Raw genomic sequence first — 16,026 nt, 5'->3', positions numbered from 1 at the left:
CCTTCCTTCTAAGTAATATGTAAAAAGGAAGCTGAAAAGAAGCTTCCTTTCTTTCTTATTGAATATTTTCAGCCATTTTTTCGTTGTAACCAAAAAGATATGTGAATAAAAAGCCAAAAAAGTAGGCTACTAGAAGACCTAAAAAGTACATTACATATTGGCCGTCGATAAGTGGAATCAACGATAAGCCTGAAACCCCGATCCCGGTCGATGCTGTGCCTATTACTGCCTGAAAAGCGCCCCCTACAGCGGCCCCCAGACAAGCGGTTACAAACGGACGTCCAAGCGGCAGAGTCACGCCGTAGAGTAAAGGTTCTCCGATTCCGAGAAATCCGACCGGCAGCGCCCCTTTTACCGTATTACGAAGCTGTTGGTTCTTTGTTTTTACGAAAACGGCTATTGCAGCACCAACCTGGCCGGCTCCGGCCATCGCCAGAATCGTAAGAAGCGGTGTAGCTCCCATGCTGTCAATAAAATCTAAATGTATAGGCGTCAGTCCGTGGTGCATCCCTACCATGACAAGCGGCAGAAAGAAACCAGCAAGGGCAGCTCCAGCTACTGCCCCGCCAATATTTAGTACAAAATTGATAGCAGCAGTAATTCCAGTGGAAATGAATCCTCCGAGCGGCTGTAATAGAATAATAGTAGCGACGCCTACAATTAACACGGTAAAAAACGGAGTGAAAATCAAATCAAGTGTACCTGGAATAAATTTTCGGATAGTACGTTCAACAAAGGCCATCGCCCAGGCTGCCAGGATAACTGCAAAGATCCCGCCCTGCCCGGGCACAAGGGCTTCGCCGAACAGTGTAATATCGGCAAGGGCGGGATTGATAATTAAGATACCGGCCACAGCGCCAAGAGCCGGAGTCCCGCCAAATTCCTTTGCGGTATTCCAGCCTACCAGAATACCAAGGTATGTAAAAATTCCGCCGCCGATGACAAGTAGAATCTGCAGCCAGGTTGTTTCCGGATCAACCCCGGCATTTTGTGCGAAGTTAGCTGCTCCATTAATTAAACCAGAAGCGATCAGTGCAGGAATTAATGGAATAAAAATATTGCCGATACGTTTTAAAAAATTCCGGATCGGAGTATGCTGGCGTTGTTTAATCCCTGCTTTAACATCTTCTGCTGTATGGTCGTCTCCCTGGACACTTCCGGCTGAAAGATTTGTTATTTTTTCTAATTCAGCAGCCACTTTGCCTGCTGTCCCGGGACCAACGACAATCTGAATCGTCTCCTCCTGCACGACTCCCATAACGTTTTCCACTTTTTTCAACTGAGCGATATCGACCTTTTCCGGATCACGTACGTTCAGACGAACCCGCGTCATACAGTTATATAAAGAAACGATATTTTCACTGCCGCCAAGGGGTTGAAGAACATCTTCAGCAATTTGTTGTTCTTTTTTCATCAGGAACACTCCTTTTTATGCAGTTATTTGTTAATAATGGCCTCCCGGACTCTCCCGTGGTTTTGTTCAAGAAGTGCTGCTGCTCCAGAAGAAGTAGTGTCAGCCAGAATCATAACAATTGCTGTTTTTACATGCCGGCCGGAGGCTTCAAATACGGAAGCGGCTTTTTGCTCGTCTACTCCGGTTATATCCTGTACCATATCCACCGAACGATGGGTCAGTTTTTGATTCGTTGCCTGTACATCTACCATGAAATTTTCGTACACTTTGCCAAGCCTGATCATTGTTACGGTAGATATCATGTTCAATATGTTCTTTTGGGCGGTGCCGGCTTTTAATCGAGTAGAACCAGTCAGTATTTCAGGTCCCGTTACAGCTTCCACGGGATAATCGGCAAGTGCACTGATGGGGGCATCCTGATTACAGGAAATGCTTCCCGTTACGGCCCCGATTTTTCTTGCGTAGCTAAGAGCCCCGGCTACATAAGGAGTGCGGCCGCTTGCAGCCAGCCCAATAACGATGTCCCGGGATGTGAGATGAATTTCTTTGAGGTCAGAAGCACCTAGGCTTTCAGAGTCCTCTGCTCCCTCCACTGCAGTAAGTAAAGCCTCTCTGCCACCAGCAATGATCCCCTGCACCATTTCCGGTTTAGTGCCGAATGTAGGAGGGCATTCGGCAGCATCCAGAATGGCAAGGCGTCCGCTTGTGCCAGCGCCTACGTAAATCAGACGACCTTCCTGGCGGATAGAGGCTTCTGCTTTCTCTACTAGAGGCTCAATTAAAGGAAGAATGCTTTCGACCACATTCGGCACAATTTTGTCCTCGTGGTTCATAATTTGAAGTATTTCTCTAATGCTTAAATTGTCGAGTTCATATGTATCCGGGTGCCGTGTTTCTGTTTTAAGTTTATTCACTATCATCCCTCGCTATCTTTTTAGAAAACGCTTACAATTAAATTATAATTATTTTGAAATTTAAAATCAATATTATATTAAAATAAATGAAATTTAATTTTAAAGAAGACACGAAAAAAGAGCGGATCCATATAGCGTATAATTATAGTTTCCGATGCTCTTCTGTCGTCTCTCTTGCCTGTTCGAATGCTTCTACCAGTTCTTCGCCAATGAGATGAAAAACAGCTACATACAAAGCATCTATATAATTCAACTGGCTGGTGCGTGAAGCAATGCTTCCAATTCGTTCTGCCTGTTCAATATCTGGAATCGCCAGAACGTAGTCAGAATGCTTGACCAATGGTGAATTGGCGTATTTAGTGATGCTGATAACTGTTAGATTCTTTTTCTTAGCATAGCTGGCCGTATCAATAACCTCCTTTGTATAACCGGAAGTGCTAAAACAAATTAAAACATCGTTTTTCTTCATCATTGTAATAAATGGAACCATATAATGATAATCAGATGAGGCGGAGGCATGAAGCCCGAGTCGCATAAATTTATACTGGCCGTCCACCGCCGGAGTGAAGGAACCGCCAACACCAAATAAGCCAACAGTCTTTGCCCGGGAGATCAACTGGACAGCTTCTTCAAATGATTGATGATTGACTGTTTTTGTCATCATATCAAGCGAAGCCCGGTTTAAAGACGTTACTTTTTGAAATAAACTGTGAGGATTATCACTGCTTTCAAGAAGAGACAAACTATTAATGGAAGCATCCATTTGAGACAGCTCCTGGGCAAGAGCAACTTTAAGCATGCGAAAGCTTTCCATGCCTATACGCTTGCAGAAACGGACGATACTTGCTTCACTCGCATTCGCCTGAGCAGCCAGCTGCTTAGTAGTCATCGTAGGTACGAATTCTGCATAAGTAAGCACATAATCCGCTATTTTCCTTTCAGCTTTACTGAAGCTATTATATTCGGCCCGAATTTTAGCCACTAAGCGCGTTTCCATAGTATAGTCCCCCTTTTATGTATGCTTCTATTATGAAGACACTAAAGTATTATTAGCAAATAAATATTAAGAAGCTGGTGATGCTCACTGGTACTATTGCAGAGCTTACCATAGCAAAGCATTTTTCCGGTGTGTGTTAATCTTTTATTTATACAATCCAATGGTTTCCTCTAAAAAATTTATGAAATTTACAATAAAACTCTCAGGCTTTAAAATTTTTACCTTGTTTCCAAAGCCGGCTAGAAATTGATAAGCAAACTTGTTATCTGGCAAGTCAATTCTGGCATGATAACTGTCTGTGGTAACTTCTCTCACTGAACTTTTTCCGTATCTTTCGATAAATTGGTCTCTAACAGCCACGTCAAGTAATAGCTGGACAGTAACCAAATTTTGTGGTTCCAAATGCTTTTTTTCTTTTTTAAACTCTTTTTTCGGCCTCGGGGTAAATGAACCTACTTTTTGGCTGCTGAGCATTCTCGTCACTTTAAACATTCGATAGTCCTGGCGTTCAAGACTGTAACCAAAGAGGTACCAATGCATCTCAATTAAATGTAACCTGTAGGGCTCGACCATCCGGGAGGTTCTCTCTCCTGCTTGATTTACATATTCAAACTTTATTAACCAGTGGTTTTCAATTGCTTGATTAATAAATGCAATTTCTTCTTTCATTTCACTTCTTCCCGTCCAGTTGTAAAAGCTTAAATCAAGCTTCGGGGAAATTTCTGAGCCGGTCATGGATTTAATTTTTTGAATCGTCATTTGAATTTCGGGGTTTGTGATCAATTGATCATAACCCCCTAGCGAGATAAGTATATTTTCCAGGTCCCGGCTGCTTACTAAACGTTTATCCAGCTTATATTCATTCATCAGCGCATAACCGCCACCGGCGCCGTATACGGCATAAATAGGAACATTTGCGTAACCCAGTGCTTCCACATCACGCTGAATCGTTCGCCTGGAAACATTAAACAAACGACTTAATTCTGAAGCCGGGACGATTTCCTTTTGCAGCAATATCATAACGATGGAGATCAAGCGTTCAATTTTTTTCATATATTCCTCCTATATACGACACAATGATGTCATCTATGCCCTATTATACTTAGGGTATAAAAAGGAGGAAATAAAAGATGAAAACAGTAGCTTATTTACAATTTGATGGTCAGGCAGAAGAAGCGCTAACGTTTTACGAACAAGCATTACAGGCAACGAGCATTAAAAAAGTGAGATTTAACGCTTTTGGTCAGAACCCCGGTGCCCCCTTCACAGATAAAGAACAAAACATGATTATGGAATCACGCATTGAATTCCGGGGAAATACTTTAATGCTCTCTGATGTCCCACCCAGCATGCAAGCCATAACGGGGATAATTACGAGGGGAAATTCCCTTCTTATCAGTATTATCGATGCTGAACCAGAGGTAAACGAACCAATTTTTAGAGCGCTCTCTGAAGACGGTACGGTGCTTATGCCATTATCGTCCACTCCATGGTCCTCCAGTTTCGGGATTGTAATTGATAAGTTTGGCGTGATGTGGAAATTTAATAGTGAGGCCAGTAAATTTCTAAATAGCTTTGTGAATTAAATTTTATTCATTATTAGGAGTCTCTAAGATAATTAAAGAAACTATCAATAGATCGTTGCACTGACCCAACGAAATGAGTCAAGAAAAAACAACTATGCGGCCATTGTCCGGAATTCTACCGGACTGTGGTCGTTTCATTTGGTAAATGGTCGTATGTAATTGTAATAATAAATGTACGAATCGACTTTTCCGAAGATAATAGAAGTGGTAAGGAGCATCCGTATTATCGTTACTACTACATACGACGTTAGGGGGGTTCTTCCTGTATCATACTATGGGGTCACTCTAAAAACCGAACCCGGAGTCTTTCCCGGGCCCGGCATAAACAATCATTTGGGTTTTTGGAATTTACTGAGGCTTTGCTTTTTTCGCATGCTCCGCTGCTTTAACCTCTTCAGGCGTGGTTCTATTGTCTTCTGCTGCTTTCTTTGTAGCTTCATCGCCACAAACTACGTGATCCCATTTATTTTTTAAAGCGTCATATCCCTGCTGCGCTACTAATTCTTTATCATTTTTGTTTCTTTCATCGCCAAAGTAAGTAGAATCCATGCCGGCATTGTGGTGAAAATCCGTATTTGTAGCACCAGGGAGCATAGCTGTTACATTGACACCGGCGTCTCTTAACTCCTCTCTTAAGGATTCGGCAAACATAAATCCAAATGCCTTTGACGGGCCATATACTGTTTCGTAAGGTGTCGGCAATGTCGCAGATAAAGACGAAACGATAAGGATATCTCCCTTTTTATTTGGAACCATATCCTAAACGACACGCTTCGCCATATGCACCGTCCCAGAAATATTAATATCTATTAACCGCAGCTCTTCCTGTAAATCATTTTCTAAGAAGGAGCCGCCGATGCTGACACCGACATTTAAAACAGCCGCATCCAGCCCTCTGTTCTTACTTTTTACAAACTCCCAAAAAGCTTCCACACCTTCGTACGTCGATGCATCTGCCTGGTGGGGATATGCTTCCACCCCGTAGCTTCTAATAGTCTCCGCTGCTTCAAAAATACGCTCACTCGAGCCCGAGACCGCAATGTCGTATCCATCGTGAGCGAATAATTTTGCAAGCTCCAGCCCTAAGCCTGAGGAGGCTCCCGTGATCATAGTAAATGGACGTTCATTGGACATGTTATTTACTCCTTGTTTGTTTTTCTGATACACCCTCTGCTAAAAACTACACGTATTATCCTAAACAATGACCCTCCTCTGAAAATTCTTAAGACGCAGTCGGAGTAGCGCGCGGAAGACGCGCCAATCCTTAGCGAAAAATATTATTTAAAGGAAGAATATAAAAAATGTTTTATTGAGCCTCATTCCTATCTATCATTTTTTAGGATTTTCCTGCTTTAACAGCTCCTGGATCTCCTGCAGCCGTTGTTGAAAATCATCGTAGGACACCTTACCCTGGTTATAGTCTTCCTGCAGCGCCAATTTTTCTGTGAGTAAGTGTGCTTTATTCATGATAGAGTATCTCCTCTCGTGATTGATAGTACCTCTTTACCTGCTTTACGGAAGTAGATAAACCTCTTCTTTCGCCGGAAAAATCAGAAACAAATATAGCAAAGACGCTCTTTCACGCACATTTTTTGATTGCTCGTTTTTAAAAATACCGAAACCCTTTCAGGCTTCGGCATTTTGATTTAGCCATTATTTCAACAGATCCTCCACGTTTTGATCGCTCTGCACTATCCGGCAGGAATAAAACTCCTCTAGCACTCTACTTCATACATAGCGAAGAGGCGACTTTTTCCCGTTATTCTTCTTCCGGACGTGGCAGTGGGTCTGTCAGTAGCACGACTACGCTGTTATCCTTGTCAAAATCCCAGTCGACAAAAATGTCGCGAATACCGACGCCCAGCCGCTGACTGAACTGCTCCTCATACAATAGCCGCTTTTCCAGCTGGCGTTTCACCGTCTTGAGTGACTTTCGGTACCCGGTGCGTATTAATTCCTTTTCGATCATAATTAGTACGTCCGTACGGACCACAACCAGAGTGCGATCATTAATTTGATGGGCAAGGACCGTCCCGGGTTCTTTCTCCGTACGCTGGCTGACATTGCGAACGCCTTCCCGAAGACTGGCTTGATATGGAGATTCAGACAGGGACGGCTGGTGCTCGAACGAGGGCTCGTGCAGAGCCGTCACCATGCCCGAACGATTAGAGATATTCCAATCCACAAAGAAGCTCCAGTTTTCTTCTCCGGTCAATTGCTCAATCGCGTGAGTCATTTCCGGCAGCATGTTAGCCATCATGGTTTCCCGCAATTCTTCAATTGCTTCCTTACCCCGCTGCTCCAAAAGCACTTCCTCCATCGGCGCCAAAAACCGCCGGATGTGAATAACGACACTATGTGGATCCAGGCTGACGTAGACGGATTCCGGGCCTCGGCCAAAGTGTTCGCGTAACACCCGGCTCATGTAGCTTCCGAGTTCCTTTTCCTGATTTTGATGGGACCGTTGCTGAATATCGCTAGGCAGCATAAGACACGCTCCTTTCTTTTTATCCATCACAAAAAAAGCCGAAGATGTCTGCATGGTACTTACAGACGCTCTTCGGCTTGTACGACAGGCGCTTAATGTCCTCGTATTGCGACCGCTATTAGGATGGAGACATGGTAAATTCATTCCCGCTTGTCCATGGGCGAAACCTTTTTTCTTTAATATTTTTCAAATCATTCCAGGATGTGCCACAGCCTCCTTATTGATAGGCATGTCGGTACGCACTGGGAGGCAGGCCCTGGTGAATGCGAAATTGGGCCGTAAAGTAATCCTGGCCGTTAAAACAAAGCCTTTTGGCAATTGCACGAATAGAATAATCAGTTTCGATCAGCAGACGGGCAGCGACTTCCATACGCCGCTTTCGAATGTAACCGGGAATCGTTTGCCCGAGCGAAGTATTTACTATCCGTGATAATATGTAAGGCCTAGTTTCCAGCGCTTCGGCCAACCGGGGCACCGTGAGCCGGTGCTGAATATTGTCATCGACATACTGCATAAACATAGCAACCAGGGGCTGGTCGCATCGGGAATCATAAAGCTGTTGTGGCATTGGTCGGCCCCCTTCTTTTATTCATAACCGTGACTTTAAAAAAAGAACATATGTTTCGGTTAGTATATCATCTTAAGTACGAAAAATCACCCTTAGGATGCCTCTCTTAAGTACTCATTAAGAAATAAGTTTAACAACGATTAGTGCCCTCCCATGTTTTACCGCTTCACTTACCGGGTAAATCATTCGAGAACGGATTATGGTTCTTCTATAGAGGAACCAGTCCTCCCCCCTCATATGCGGCAGCAATGGATAGATGTTAAAGCTAGGCCATCAGCCAGAAAAAGAGTACTTTCTCTTTTTCTGGTTTTTTATTGTTTTATGAAACCATTTTCATTTCTTCTATTTCCTTATGAAATATAGTGCGCACGAATGTTTATAACAGAAAGGAAGACCAGCTATGGAACAATTTCACCGTATACTAGTCGGGGTTGAAACTCTCGAAGCCACCTCACACGACCCGCTTGCACAGGCTGTGCAATTAGCACAGGAGCACCAGGCAACGTTACTTATTGCCTTTATGATGGATACCAAAGGTTACACCTCCTTCGAGCGCATGGATCCGAACGGCTTCCGCCGGCTTCAGGATCAGGCCTCCTCCCAGCTTCAGCGCTCCAAAGATTGGGCCGTCGAACAGGGCGTTCCTCACGTGGAAACCGTAATGGAACCCGGTCTGCCAAAACGGGACATCGGAAAACTTTGTGCCAGATACGAAACAGATCTAGTTGTTCTCGGGGAATCAGGAGCTTCCAAAATCGACCGGGCGTTACTTGGTAATACAGCCAAAAGCGTACGAAAAAAGGTTGACTGCAACGTAAAAGTTATTTCAACGTAATCCAGGAACGAAGTTTGTCTACGGGCGTTCCCAAAGAGCCGCTTCGCTATTTTTATGAAAAAGGAGCTTTTAATGTCAAACGCCATGCTCATCATCAACCCGTCTTCCGGCAAAGAAGAAGCAATGTCCTATGAAGCTTCTGCCATCAAGGTATTACAGGAATTGTATTCCAGCGTTACGATTCGCTACACTAAACAGGCTGGAGACGCCAGAGACCTGGCCCAGCATGCATGCGAACAGGAATTTGATGCCCTCGTGTCTTTAGGCGGAGACGGCACCATTAACGAATGCATCAACGGCCTTGCCGAACAGTCCTATCAGCCAGCTTTTGGCTTTCTTCCGCTCGGTACGGTCAACGATTTTGCCCGTGCCCTCCAGCTGCCCTTAGATCCAGCTGAGGCTGTACAGGTGCTTCGACATCAGCACATCGTTCCTGTCGATATTGGACGTATCGACCAAACGTATTTCATGAACGTTCTGGCCATCGGTGCCATCGCAGAAGCTGTGTATAACGTAAGCCCTGAGCAAAAATCCATGTGGGGGCCGTTCGCCTATGTGATGGAAGGCACCAAGGCCTTCCGAAACCATACACCGTTTTCCCTGACGCTCACGCACGATGAGGGAGTCTGGGAGGGGGATGTTTATCTTGCTCTCGTCGCTTTAACCAACTCTGTAGGAGGCATCGAATCCCTGGCCCCACAGGCAGAGATCCACGATGGGTGTTTCCACGTATTTATTGTTAAGCAGCTCGGGATAACCAATGTTGCCCAGATGATCCCGGAGCTCCTTCAGGGAAATCTTTCTCATCACCAGGACATTGAATACTTCACCACCACCAAGCTGCACGCACATACCGATGAGAAGCATATCGTCAATATTGACGGAGACGAAGGACGCCCGCTTCCTTTTAGCGCTGCCGTCCTGCCACATGAACTTCGTATGTTTGTCCCCCCGGACGATCAATAAAAATATTCATAATTTATTGCAAAACCATGTTTGACTTTATGAAATGGAAGGAATCACCAAAATGTATATATTTATCCAGTATATACGCCCCTTTATGCTATCTAACGCATAAGCTTATGTAACCCCGAGCGTCCAACGCTTCGGGGCCTTTTTATGTACTACTTTCGTTGAAACAATTAGCGAGGATAAATTTTTCTTCAATGATAAAACAGATAAAGCGCCACTCCAATCAATCCCACCGCTGCTAAACGCGAGGCATCCACTGGAATTTCCGGCGTTCCAAAGGCACCAAAATGATCCAGAAGCATTCCGAGCAGCAGTTGTCCGGCAACCCCGGCGGTAATTGCCGCCGATGCCCCGATCCTGGGAACGGCCAGGATGATACAGACAATATAAAAAGCGCCCAGCGCCCCCACGGTCCATTTCCACAACGAGAAGGAGGAAAGCGAAAATGAGAGACTCCCCTGCACCAGCGTACTCACAAATAAGCAAACCGTCCCAACAAAATAAGCGATAAAGGCCGCCTCCAAACTCCCCATCCTGCTCCCGATTTCTCCGTTCACGCCGGCCTGAAACGCAAGCGCCGCCCCTCCGATAAAACATAATACTATTAACAACCAGGCCATGCTACTTCTCCCCCTTTAATTTTATATGGTTCAGCTTTCTATCGTTTCTCGCCTTTTAGCCTGCTGCGTTGCTGATACAGCACATATCCCGTCCAGCTTAACGCCCCCGGCATCACCCATAACACGGTTAAATATAATGTGCCAAGAACCGCGACTCCTGCGGCCCAGGGTGCAGCCAGAGACCGCCGGCCAAATGCCAGAGCCGCCAGGATAAAGGAACAGACGGGCATTACGATCTCTCCGCCACCTGCCGTCATTCCTACCGCTGTCCAGCCTGGAAATTTCTGCGTTGCCTGCCACAGCCACGGCCAGCAGATGCCGATCCCCGCTCCCAGAAACCCGGCAAGAATCCAGCACGTTCGTTCCTCCTGATGCATGCTCCTTCGCTCCCTTTTCCTATGATAGGTTCTACGATACATCACCCAATAGATCATGAATAATGATAAAATAATATAGAAGCTATCATAAAAACAGATACCCGGAGGCGAGAAATGAATATTCAGACCCTACAGCTGTTTCGTGCCCTGGCGCATGAGCAAAACATTTCCCGGGTGGCGAACAAATGGAACTATGTGCAATCGAATGTGACCGGACATTTAAAGCGACTGGAGCATGAACTGGGCGTCCCTCTTTTCCACCGGCATTCCAGAGGCCTCACCCTCACTCCGCAAGGAACCTATGTGCTTAGCTGCGTGGAAGATATGCTTGCCTCGTGGGAGCATCTGCAGGGTACAGTTTCCCATTCATCGCTGCCCTATGAGCCACTGGTGCTCGGATCCATCAATTCCATGGCGGCAACCCACCTGCCGGCGTTAATGTCATCGCTCCATCAGGCCCTTCCCTCCATCGATTTGACCCTGCGCTACGGCATTACGGAGGAATTGGTCCAGCAGGTACTGCAGCATGAATGCCAGGGGGCATTTGTCACCGGCCCTGTGCGTCACCCTGCTCTCCATCAGCACGTATTTTCCACAGAAACCCTCACTCTCGTTTCCAACCCGCTGGTGCTCCCGATCGAGAGTCTCCAGGACGCGCATCAGCAGACCGTTCTTGTGCTCGAACCAGGGTGCATGTTCCGGGAACGCCTGTTGCAGATGATTCATCAGGAAGGCATCATTCCGAAACAGGTGATCACCTTTTCGAACCTCGAATCATTATTGGGACATGTTCGGGCCGGAATGGGAATCGCCCTGCTGTCGGAGCGATACGTTCGTTCGTTTCAGGATGATTATATCGCATGCGCGCCGGTGCCACCGGCCCATGCCCGGGTGGATATTTCCTTTATCTATTCCCCGGCAAGCGAACAGCACCGCTCGTTTCAGGCTTTTCAGGACATCATATATGCATCACTGCATTCTTAGTTCTGATGAAACTCACTTTAATAAGATTAAAAAAGAGAAAAGCATTTCTAATGTAAAGGCTTCTCTCTTTTTTCGTTAAATTAATGTTTTCTTAACCTAATGACGATTATTGGAATGCATTAGGTCTCTTATCACTTTCACCCGTATGAAAGAAGCGCACAAATGCTAATGTCATTTGATCGCTTTCGTTTAATAAGTCTTCGATGGCCAACGCTCCAGGCTGGTACCCGGTGGTCATGGTTTGGGAGGAACCCGCCCCGGCGATCGTGCCGCCGGTGGCGATGATTTTAATGGTGGGTTGGTTTGTCATTGGCTCTCCTCCTACGATTCATAATGGACAATGGGTTGATTACTTGGACTTAATGCCCGCCCCGCAAAGCGGTATTACCATAGTTTCGCCAGGAGCCTTGGCATATTTGGCATAGGCCGCGTAGTTGACCGCCGAGGTGACTTCCACATAAAAGCCGTTGCCACTGAGAATGTCCCGGGCTTCTCCGATTTCGTCTTCCGTAATCGTCATAAACGTGCCGTTGGTTTGGCGTACAGCTTCCAGGATTTGCTGGGATCTTGCCGGCGCGGCAATAGCGATGCCTTCAGCCAGGGTCCCCTGATTTTGGACGGGGGCGGCCGTTTTCCAGCCATGGCGGTAGGCTTCGACAAGCGGCGCACACTGCTCTGCCTGCACCGCCACGATCTTCGGCATGTGTGTAATTAGCTGGTTGGCTAGCAATTCCTGAAACCCGGCATATACGCCTAACAGGAGGGTGCCATTTCCCACCGGAACGATCACCGTGTCCGGGGCCTTGCCCAGCTGCTCATAAATTTCATACGCATAGGTTTTCGTTCCTTCATAAAAATACGGATTGTACACGTGGCTGGCATAAAAAGCTCCTTCGTCGGTGACCGCCTGTTGGGCCGCAGCGGCTACGTCCTCCCGGGTGCCGTTCACTTCCTGGATGTTTGCCCCGTGTGCCTGGACCTGGGCTACTTTTTTCGGGGAGGTGCCCGCTCCCAAATAAATATCACATGAGATACCGCAGCGTGCCGCATAGGCCGCAATCGCCGTCCCTGCATTGCCGCTGCTGTCGGCAATCACTTTGGAAGCCCCCAGTTCTCTGGCCTTGGCCATCAACACGACGGCACCCCGGTCCTTAAAAGAGAGCGTAGGCATCATATAATCCACCTTCACGTACGTTTCGGGTTCGGCCGGAGCCAGCACGATAAGAGGCGACTGCCCTTCTCCCATGGTGACCGCCTCCCACATAGTCGCGTCGCTGCTTAAGGGCATGGTTTCCACATAACGCCACAGGGAATTCGGGTAGTGGTTCCAGGCGGCCGGATCAATCACCGGCATCGGTTTGTCGATGTTCAGGACACCGCCGCAGTCGCACCTCCAGCGCGTTAGCGTTACCTCATACGTAGTGCCGCAATGGTTACAAATAAACTGTTCCACTCATTCATTCATCCTTTTCCATCCATGCCTGCACAAAGCAGTCATTTTCTATTTTTCCATCAACCACATTAAATATAGGCGATCCCGTCCACTTCAATTTGAAAACCGAAATGCAGGTCCCGCGTTGGCACGACCGTGCGAGCAGGAGTATGCTCCCCGAAGAAATCCTGATAAACGGCGTTAACCCTGCTCCACTTCTCTACGTCGGAAATATAGAGCGTCATGCGAACGATCTGTTCTTTCGTGCTTCCGGCTGCTTCGACAATGGTTTGCAAATTGGTCAGGGCCTGATGAGCTTCTTCTTCGATGGTCCCAAATTGTTTTTCTCCCGTCTGCGGGTTAAAGGAAAATTGCCCCGAAACGTACACGGTTCCCTGATGTACTGTCGCCAGGGCATAGTGGCCATTGGCTTTTAAGTTTCCTGCTTCTCGTATGATTTTCATAGGTTCTCCTTAGCTTGATTGTTTTTTGATTTCATCCAGATAGCTGTAGATGGTTACCCTGGATACTGCCAGCAGTTCCGCCACTTTATCGATCGATCCTTTCATGGAAAAAATACCTTTCTCCTCCATGAATTGAAGCAACTCAATTTTTTCCTGGCGCTTCATGTTCGGCCGCGCGTTGTTTTGAATGATCTGTTGAATCAATCCTTCCACGATCTCTTCCACGTTTTCCATTTCTGCCGGCGATGCCTGCTCATCCCCAGAATTTTCCGCCACGGGCACAAATTCACGGACCCATTGCTGCATCTGCTGCAGCGGCTCCACGTCCATGTTTACACAGAAAGCTCCAATCACTTGTTGCTCCGCATCGCGAATGAGGGTGGTTGATGCCCGGATCATGCGGTTGTCGGACGTATAAAAGGTGTATCCCGCCAGGTAATCATGTTTGAAATCTTTGGAACGCAGCACGGTCTGGACCAGATGATCAAAAGACTGGCCCACTTCGCGGCCGGTCACATGATTATTAACCGTAAAAAAGACGGAGCTCTGTGGATTTGTTAAATCATGAAGCACCACTTCGCAATGAGAACCAAACATGGCAGCGGTGGAACGGGCCAGGGGAATATACCCTTCTAATTGTTGCTGGGTCTCGGTCATGTCGTTTTTCCTCCTAACATAAATCAAAATGTATAAAATTTTATATTTAAATTTTCAACAAATAAAAATGATCACAAATGTTATAACACTGCTTTTAAAGAATTTACAGGAATTTATTTTTACAAATGTTTTTATATGCTATGAATTACGCTGTTCATAAAACAAATTATATATAAAATATTATATGAATGCAAATAGGAGTGTGTCTTCATTTTTCTGTTATTTTCGAGAGGCGTCATTTGCCTGTGGTTTCAGGAAATTAAAGAGGATTTGGGGATATTGAACATAAAACATGCAGGGGGATGAATGAAGAAAATTTCTTTAAACAAGTCGTTCACTTTCACTATCTACGAAAAAATAAGCTTTAATCAATAGAAAACGTCTATAGGAAATAAAAATATCACCAAAACATTTCTTACTCCGTCTAAAACCCTCAAGCTTTTGGTCAGTGCAATAAACGCCCCGTTTTTATAATCAAAAACGGGGCGTTTTCCATCTGAAAGTTCGTTTATATCGGAATATACCATGCCTAATAAACTTTTAGACACTTTCAGCAAATTTGAAACTTATGTATTCCATTTTAAAAGCTCAGCAATAATGTCAGAGCTTCCAGGAAGCAATAATATTAACGACATTACTATAAACAAAATTCTAAGAATTCGAAAGCTTAAGCCTATAATGATAGATGCAATAGTAAGTCCTGCAAAAATACCCAATGTTTTCATCATTCATGTGCTCCTAGTTATCATGATAAATTCAGAAACGCTTTAAATGTTTAAGTATTACATTTGAGTGCTTTGCATCATTTGAGGGTAAGAGCTTTGGTATCGCATTGTTCGTGATTTTTATAATAGAAGAGTTGTTCATTTCCTATGCCTTTCAACAAAATGCCCCAACTATGTTAAAAATTGAGAAAGAAACAAAGCAAAAATAAAACAGAAAGGCCGACTCCATTTTTTACAGGTAGACGGCCTTTTTTCTGTATAAGTGATTATTCTTCGCCCTCCCCGGTGTTTCTCGCCCACCGGTTGTCTCCGAGGACCATTGGAGAGTCGTATGAAGAAGCGGCGTCTGTTTCGATATACATGTCCTGGACATAATCAAGACTCTGGTGCAAAATGACTTCGATGTGGCGATAGCTGCCATTCACTTCATTCGTGTAATTGGAAACGATATAATAATCGCCATTCGGCAAATGGTAGACAAGAGACTGTTCAAATGCATCAAACGTAAGGACATGGCCGGTTCGGTTAAAAATCTCATTCATACGGTCATGGTATTGCTGAAAAATCGCGCGGCACTCGGAGGTGCCACATGGCCGCCGTTGATCTACCGAAATATAGCTTTCGGTACGCAGGGCGTGTTCGCCGTTGGTGGTTGTTTCTTGCATCGATGGTTGTTTCAGACTGGCGCCGCCAACAACGGCTACATGGGCGGCTTCGGCTGGTGTTTCCAAGGTCACCGAAACCACGGATGCAAGTAAGAGACTGGAAATTGTGGTAGTGAGCATCTTCATACGCTCCCCCCCCTTTTCGAAAAATGTTGCTTCAGTATAACGAAAAAGAAAGGAAATGAAAACCATAAATTGGTATAAAAGTAAAAATTTTTATTATTTATCGTCCTTACTCTAATGTTGCAGTTTTGAAAACAAATGTTGGTCATGGATTTAAATATTGGAAATCATCGACAATATCATCCAACCGATGGCTTTGCGGGTC

General features: G+C 45.6%; 19 protein-coding genes and 1 pseudogene. 4 read left to right on the top strand and 16 right to left on the bottom strand.

Annotated elements, in window-relative coordinates; all coding sequences use genetic code 11:
- Positions 1 to 55: 55 nt before the first annotated feature.
- The 4 genes from G548_RS0114095 to G548_RS0114080 all read right to left on the bottom strand — a co-directional run bounded on the left by G548_RS0114095 (position 56) and on the right by G548_RS0114080 (position 4,378).
- The gene (locus G548_RS0114095; RefSeq protein WP_022794796.1) at positions 56 to 1,414 is read right to left on the bottom strand and encodes a PTS transporter subunit EIIC; all 1,359 of its coding nucleotides are present in this window, start codon (positions 1,412 to 1,414) and stop codon (positions 56 to 58) included.
- 23 nt (positions 1,415 to 1,437) lie between these two features.
- Positions 1,438 to 2,331: an N-acetylmuramic acid 6-phosphate etherase gene (gene murQ, locus G548_RS0114090; protein ID WP_027847438.1), complete on the bottom strand. Its 894-nt coding sequence runs from the start codon at positions 2,329 to 2,331 to the stop codon at positions 1,438 to 1,440.
- Between the two features lie 139 nt (positions 2,332 to 2,470).
- A complete protein-coding gene (locus G548_RS0114085; RefSeq protein WP_022794794.1) occupies positions 2,471 to 3,325 on the bottom strand; it encodes a MurR/RpiR family transcriptional regulator in 855 nt (284 codons plus the stop codon).
- Between the two features lie 144 nt (positions 3,326 to 3,469).
- Positions 3,470 to 4,378 carry a helix-turn-helix transcriptional regulator gene (locus G548_RS0114080; RefSeq protein WP_022794793.1) on the bottom strand — a complete coding sequence of 303 codons (909 nt, stop codon included), beginning with the start codon at positions 4,376 to 4,378 and terminating at the stop codon, positions 3,470 to 3,472.
- A 77-nt stretch (positions 4,379 to 4,455) separates the two neighbouring features.
- On the opposite strand from G548_RS0114080, the gene G548_RS0114075 reads away from it, so the two are divergent.
- On the top strand, positions 4,456 to 4,911 hold the full coding sequence (locus G548_RS0114075) for a VOC family protein (protein ID WP_022794792.1): 456 nt from the start codon (positions 4,456 to 4,458) through the stop codon (positions 4,909 to 4,911).
- A gap of 348 nt (positions 4,912 to 5,259) precedes the next feature.
- Here the strand turns inward: G548_RS0114075 and G548_RS19600 are convergent.
- From G548_RS19600 to G548_RS0114055, 4 genes and pseudogenes are all read right to left on the bottom strand, one after another.
- Positions 5,260 to 6,021: pseudogene (locus G548_RS19600) on the bottom strand (SDR family NAD(P)-dependent oxidoreductase).
- Positions 6,022 to 6,240: 219 nt separating this feature from the next.
- Positions 6,241 to 6,378 carry a hypothetical protein gene (locus G548_RS19330; protein ID WP_022794791.1) on the bottom strand — a complete coding sequence of 46 codons (138 nt, stop codon included), beginning with the start codon at positions 6,376 to 6,378 and terminating at the stop codon, positions 6,241 to 6,243.
- Between the two features lie 292 nt (positions 6,379 to 6,670).
- Positions 6,671 to 7,399 carry a Na-translocating system protein MpsC family protein gene (locus G548_RS0114060; RefSeq protein WP_022794790.1) on the bottom strand — a complete coding sequence of 243 codons (729 nt, stop codon included), beginning with the start codon at positions 7,397 to 7,399 and terminating at the stop codon, positions 6,671 to 6,673.
- 217 nt (positions 7,400 to 7,616) lie between these two features.
- Positions 7,617 to 7,967, bottom strand: a complete 351-nt coding sequence (locus G548_RS0114055) for a helix-turn-helix transcriptional regulator (protein WP_022794789.1) — start codon at positions 7,965 to 7,967, stop codon at positions 7,617 to 7,619.
- Between the two features lie 400 nt (positions 7,968 to 8,367).
- Between G548_RS0114055 and G548_RS0114050 the strand changes: the two genes are divergently transcribed.
- Entirely contained in the window at positions 8,368 to 8,802 is a 435-nt protein-coding gene (locus tag G548_RS0114050; protein WP_022794788.1) for a universal stress protein, read from the top strand.
- 72 nt (positions 8,803 to 8,874) lie between these two features.
- The gene (locus tag G548_RS18325) at positions 8,875 to 9,768 is read left to right on the top strand and encodes a diacylglycerol/lipid kinase family protein (protein ID WP_022794787.1); all 894 of its coding nucleotides are present in this window, start codon (positions 8,875 to 8,877) and stop codon (positions 9,766 to 9,768) included.
- Between the two features lie 197 nt (positions 9,769 to 9,965).
- On the opposite strand, the gene G548_RS0114040 is transcribed toward G548_RS18325, so the two are convergent.
- A complete protein-coding gene (locus G548_RS0114040) occupies positions 9,966 to 10,394 on the bottom strand; it encodes a DMT family transporter (protein WP_022794786.1) in 429 nt (142 codons plus the stop codon).
- 38 nt (positions 10,395 to 10,432) lie between these two features.
- Positions 10,433 to 10,771: a hypothetical protein gene (locus tag G548_RS0114035; protein WP_022794785.1), complete on the bottom strand. Its 339-nt coding sequence runs from the start codon at positions 10,769 to 10,771 to the stop codon at positions 10,433 to 10,435.
- Between the two features lie 114 nt (positions 10,772 to 10,885).
- On the opposite strand from G548_RS0114035, the gene G548_RS18320 reads away from it, so the two are divergent.
- Positions 10,886 to 11,755, top strand: coding sequence for a LysR family transcriptional regulator (locus G548_RS18320; protein ID WP_022794784.1), 870 nt, complete (start codon positions 10,886 to 10,888; stop codon positions 11,753 to 11,755).
- A 106-nt stretch (positions 11,756 to 11,861) separates the two neighbouring features.
- Here the strand turns inward: G548_RS18320 and G548_RS19540 are convergent, their stop codons facing one another.
- The 6 genes from G548_RS19540 to G548_RS0114000 form a co-directional block, all read right to left on the bottom strand.
- Entirely contained in the window at positions 11,862 to 12,065 is a 204-nt protein-coding gene (locus tag G548_RS19540; RefSeq protein ID WP_022794783.1) for a hypothetical protein, read from the bottom strand.
- 39 nt (positions 12,066 to 12,104) lie between these two features.
- A complete protein-coding gene (locus tag G548_RS0114020; protein ID WP_022794782.1) occupies positions 12,105 to 13,208 on the bottom strand; it encodes a threonine synthase in 1,104 nt (367 codons plus the stop codon).
- Positions 13,209 to 13,276: 68 nt separating this feature from the next.
- A complete protein-coding gene (locus G548_RS0114015; RefSeq protein WP_022794781.1) occupies positions 13,277 to 13,651 on the bottom strand; it encodes a RidA family protein in 375 nt (124 codons plus the stop codon).
- A gap of 9 nt (positions 13,652 to 13,660) precedes the next feature.
- The gene (locus G548_RS0114010) at positions 13,661 to 14,308 is read right to left on the bottom strand and encodes a helix-turn-helix transcriptional regulator (protein ID WP_022794780.1); all 648 of its coding nucleotides are present in this window, start codon (positions 14,306 to 14,308) and stop codon (positions 13,661 to 13,663) included.
- Positions 14,309 to 14,874: 566 nt separating this feature from the next.
- Positions 14,875 to 15,036 (bottom strand): hypothetical protein, encoded by a 162-nt coding sequence (locus tag G548_RS19495; RefSeq protein ID WP_022794779.1) that lies wholly within the window; start codon positions 15,034 to 15,036, stop codon positions 14,875 to 14,877.
- A 263-nt stretch (positions 15,037 to 15,299) separates the two neighbouring features.
- Positions 15,300 to 15,824, bottom strand: a complete 525-nt coding sequence (locus tag G548_RS0114000; protein ID WP_022794778.1) for a hypothetical protein — start codon at positions 15,822 to 15,824, stop codon at positions 15,300 to 15,302.
- Positions 15,825 to 16,026: the final 202 nt, after the last annotated feature.

The sequence above is a fragment of the Marinococcus halotolerans DSM 16375 genome (genome assembly GCF_000420725.1).
GTDB classification, from domain to species: domain Bacteria; phylum Bacillota; class Bacilli; order Bacillales; family Marinococcaceae; genus Marinococcus; species Marinococcus halotolerans.
The sequence above is the reverse complement of the archived record's forward strand: the minus strand, read 5'-3'. Positions and strand labels throughout refer to the sequence as shown.

What these genes read in the sequence shown, in the direction of transcription:
- G548_RS0114095 (WP_022794796.1), bottom strand. Translation starts at nt 1,414, where the DNA reads ATGAAAAAAGAACAACAAATTGCTGAAGATGTTCTTCAACCCCTTGGC.
- G548_RS0114085 (WP_022794794.1), bottom strand. Translation starts at nt 3,325, where the DNA reads ATGGAAACGCGCTTAGTGGCTAAAATTCGGGCCGAATATAATAGCTTC.
- G548_RS0114080 (WP_022794793.1), bottom strand. Translation starts at nt 4,378, where the DNA reads ATGAAAAAAATTGAACGCTTGATCTCCATCGTTATGATATTGCTGCAA.
- G548_RS0114075 (WP_022794792.1), top strand. Translation starts at nt 4,456, where the DNA reads ATGAAAACAGTAGCTTATTTACAATTTGATGGTCAGGCAGAAGAAGCG.
- G548_RS19330 (WP_022794791.1), bottom strand. Translation starts at nt 6,378, where the DNA reads ATGAATAAAGCACACTTACTCACAGAAAAATTGGCGCTGCAGGAAGAC.
- G548_RS0114060 (WP_022794790.1), bottom strand. Translation starts at nt 7,399, where the DNA reads ATGCTGCCTAGCGATATTCAGCAACGGTCCCATCAAAATCAGGAAAAG.
- G548_RS0114055 (WP_022794789.1), bottom strand. Translation starts at nt 7,967, where the DNA reads ATGCCACAACAGCTTTATGATTCCCGATGCGACCAGCCCCTGGTTGCT.
- G548_RS0114050 (WP_022794788.1), top strand. Translation starts at nt 8,368, where the DNA reads ATGGAACAATTTCACCGTATACTAGTCGGGGTTGAAACTCTCGAAGCC.
- G548_RS18325 (WP_022794787.1), top strand. Translation starts at nt 8,875, where the DNA reads ATGTCAAACGCCATGCTCATCATCAACCCGTCTTCCGGCAAAGAAGAA.
- G548_RS0114040 (WP_022794786.1), bottom strand. Translation starts at nt 10,394, where the DNA reads ATGGCCTGGTTGTTAATAGTATTATGTTTTATCGGAGGGGCGGCGCTT.
- G548_RS0114035 (WP_022794785.1), bottom strand. Translation starts at nt 10,771, where the DNA reads ATGCATCAGGAGGAACGAACGTGCTGGATTCTTGCCGGGTTTCTGGGA.
- G548_RS18320 (WP_022794784.1), top strand. Translation starts at nt 10,886, where the DNA reads ATGAATATTCAGACCCTACAGCTGTTTCGTGCCCTGGCGCATGAGCAA.
- G548_RS19540 (WP_022794783.1), bottom strand. Translation starts at nt 12,065, where the DNA reads ATGACAAACCAACCCACCATTAAAATCATCGCCACCGGCGGCACGATC.
- G548_RS0114015 (WP_022794781.1), bottom strand. Translation starts at nt 13,651, where the DNA reads ATGAAAATCATACGAGAAGCAGGAAACTTAAAAGCCAATGGCCACTAT.
- G548_RS0114010 (WP_022794780.1), bottom strand. Translation starts at nt 14,308, where the DNA reads ATGACCGAGACCCAGCAACAATTAGAAGGGTATATTCCCCTGGCCCGT.
- G548_RS19495 (WP_022794779.1), bottom strand. Translation starts at nt 15,036, where the DNA reads ATGATGAAAACATTGGGTATTTTTGCAGGACTTACTATTGCATCTATC.
- G548_RS0114000 (WP_022794778.1), bottom strand. Translation starts at nt 15,824, where the DNA reads ATGAAGATGCTCACTACCACAATTTCCAGTCTCTTACTTGCATCCGTG.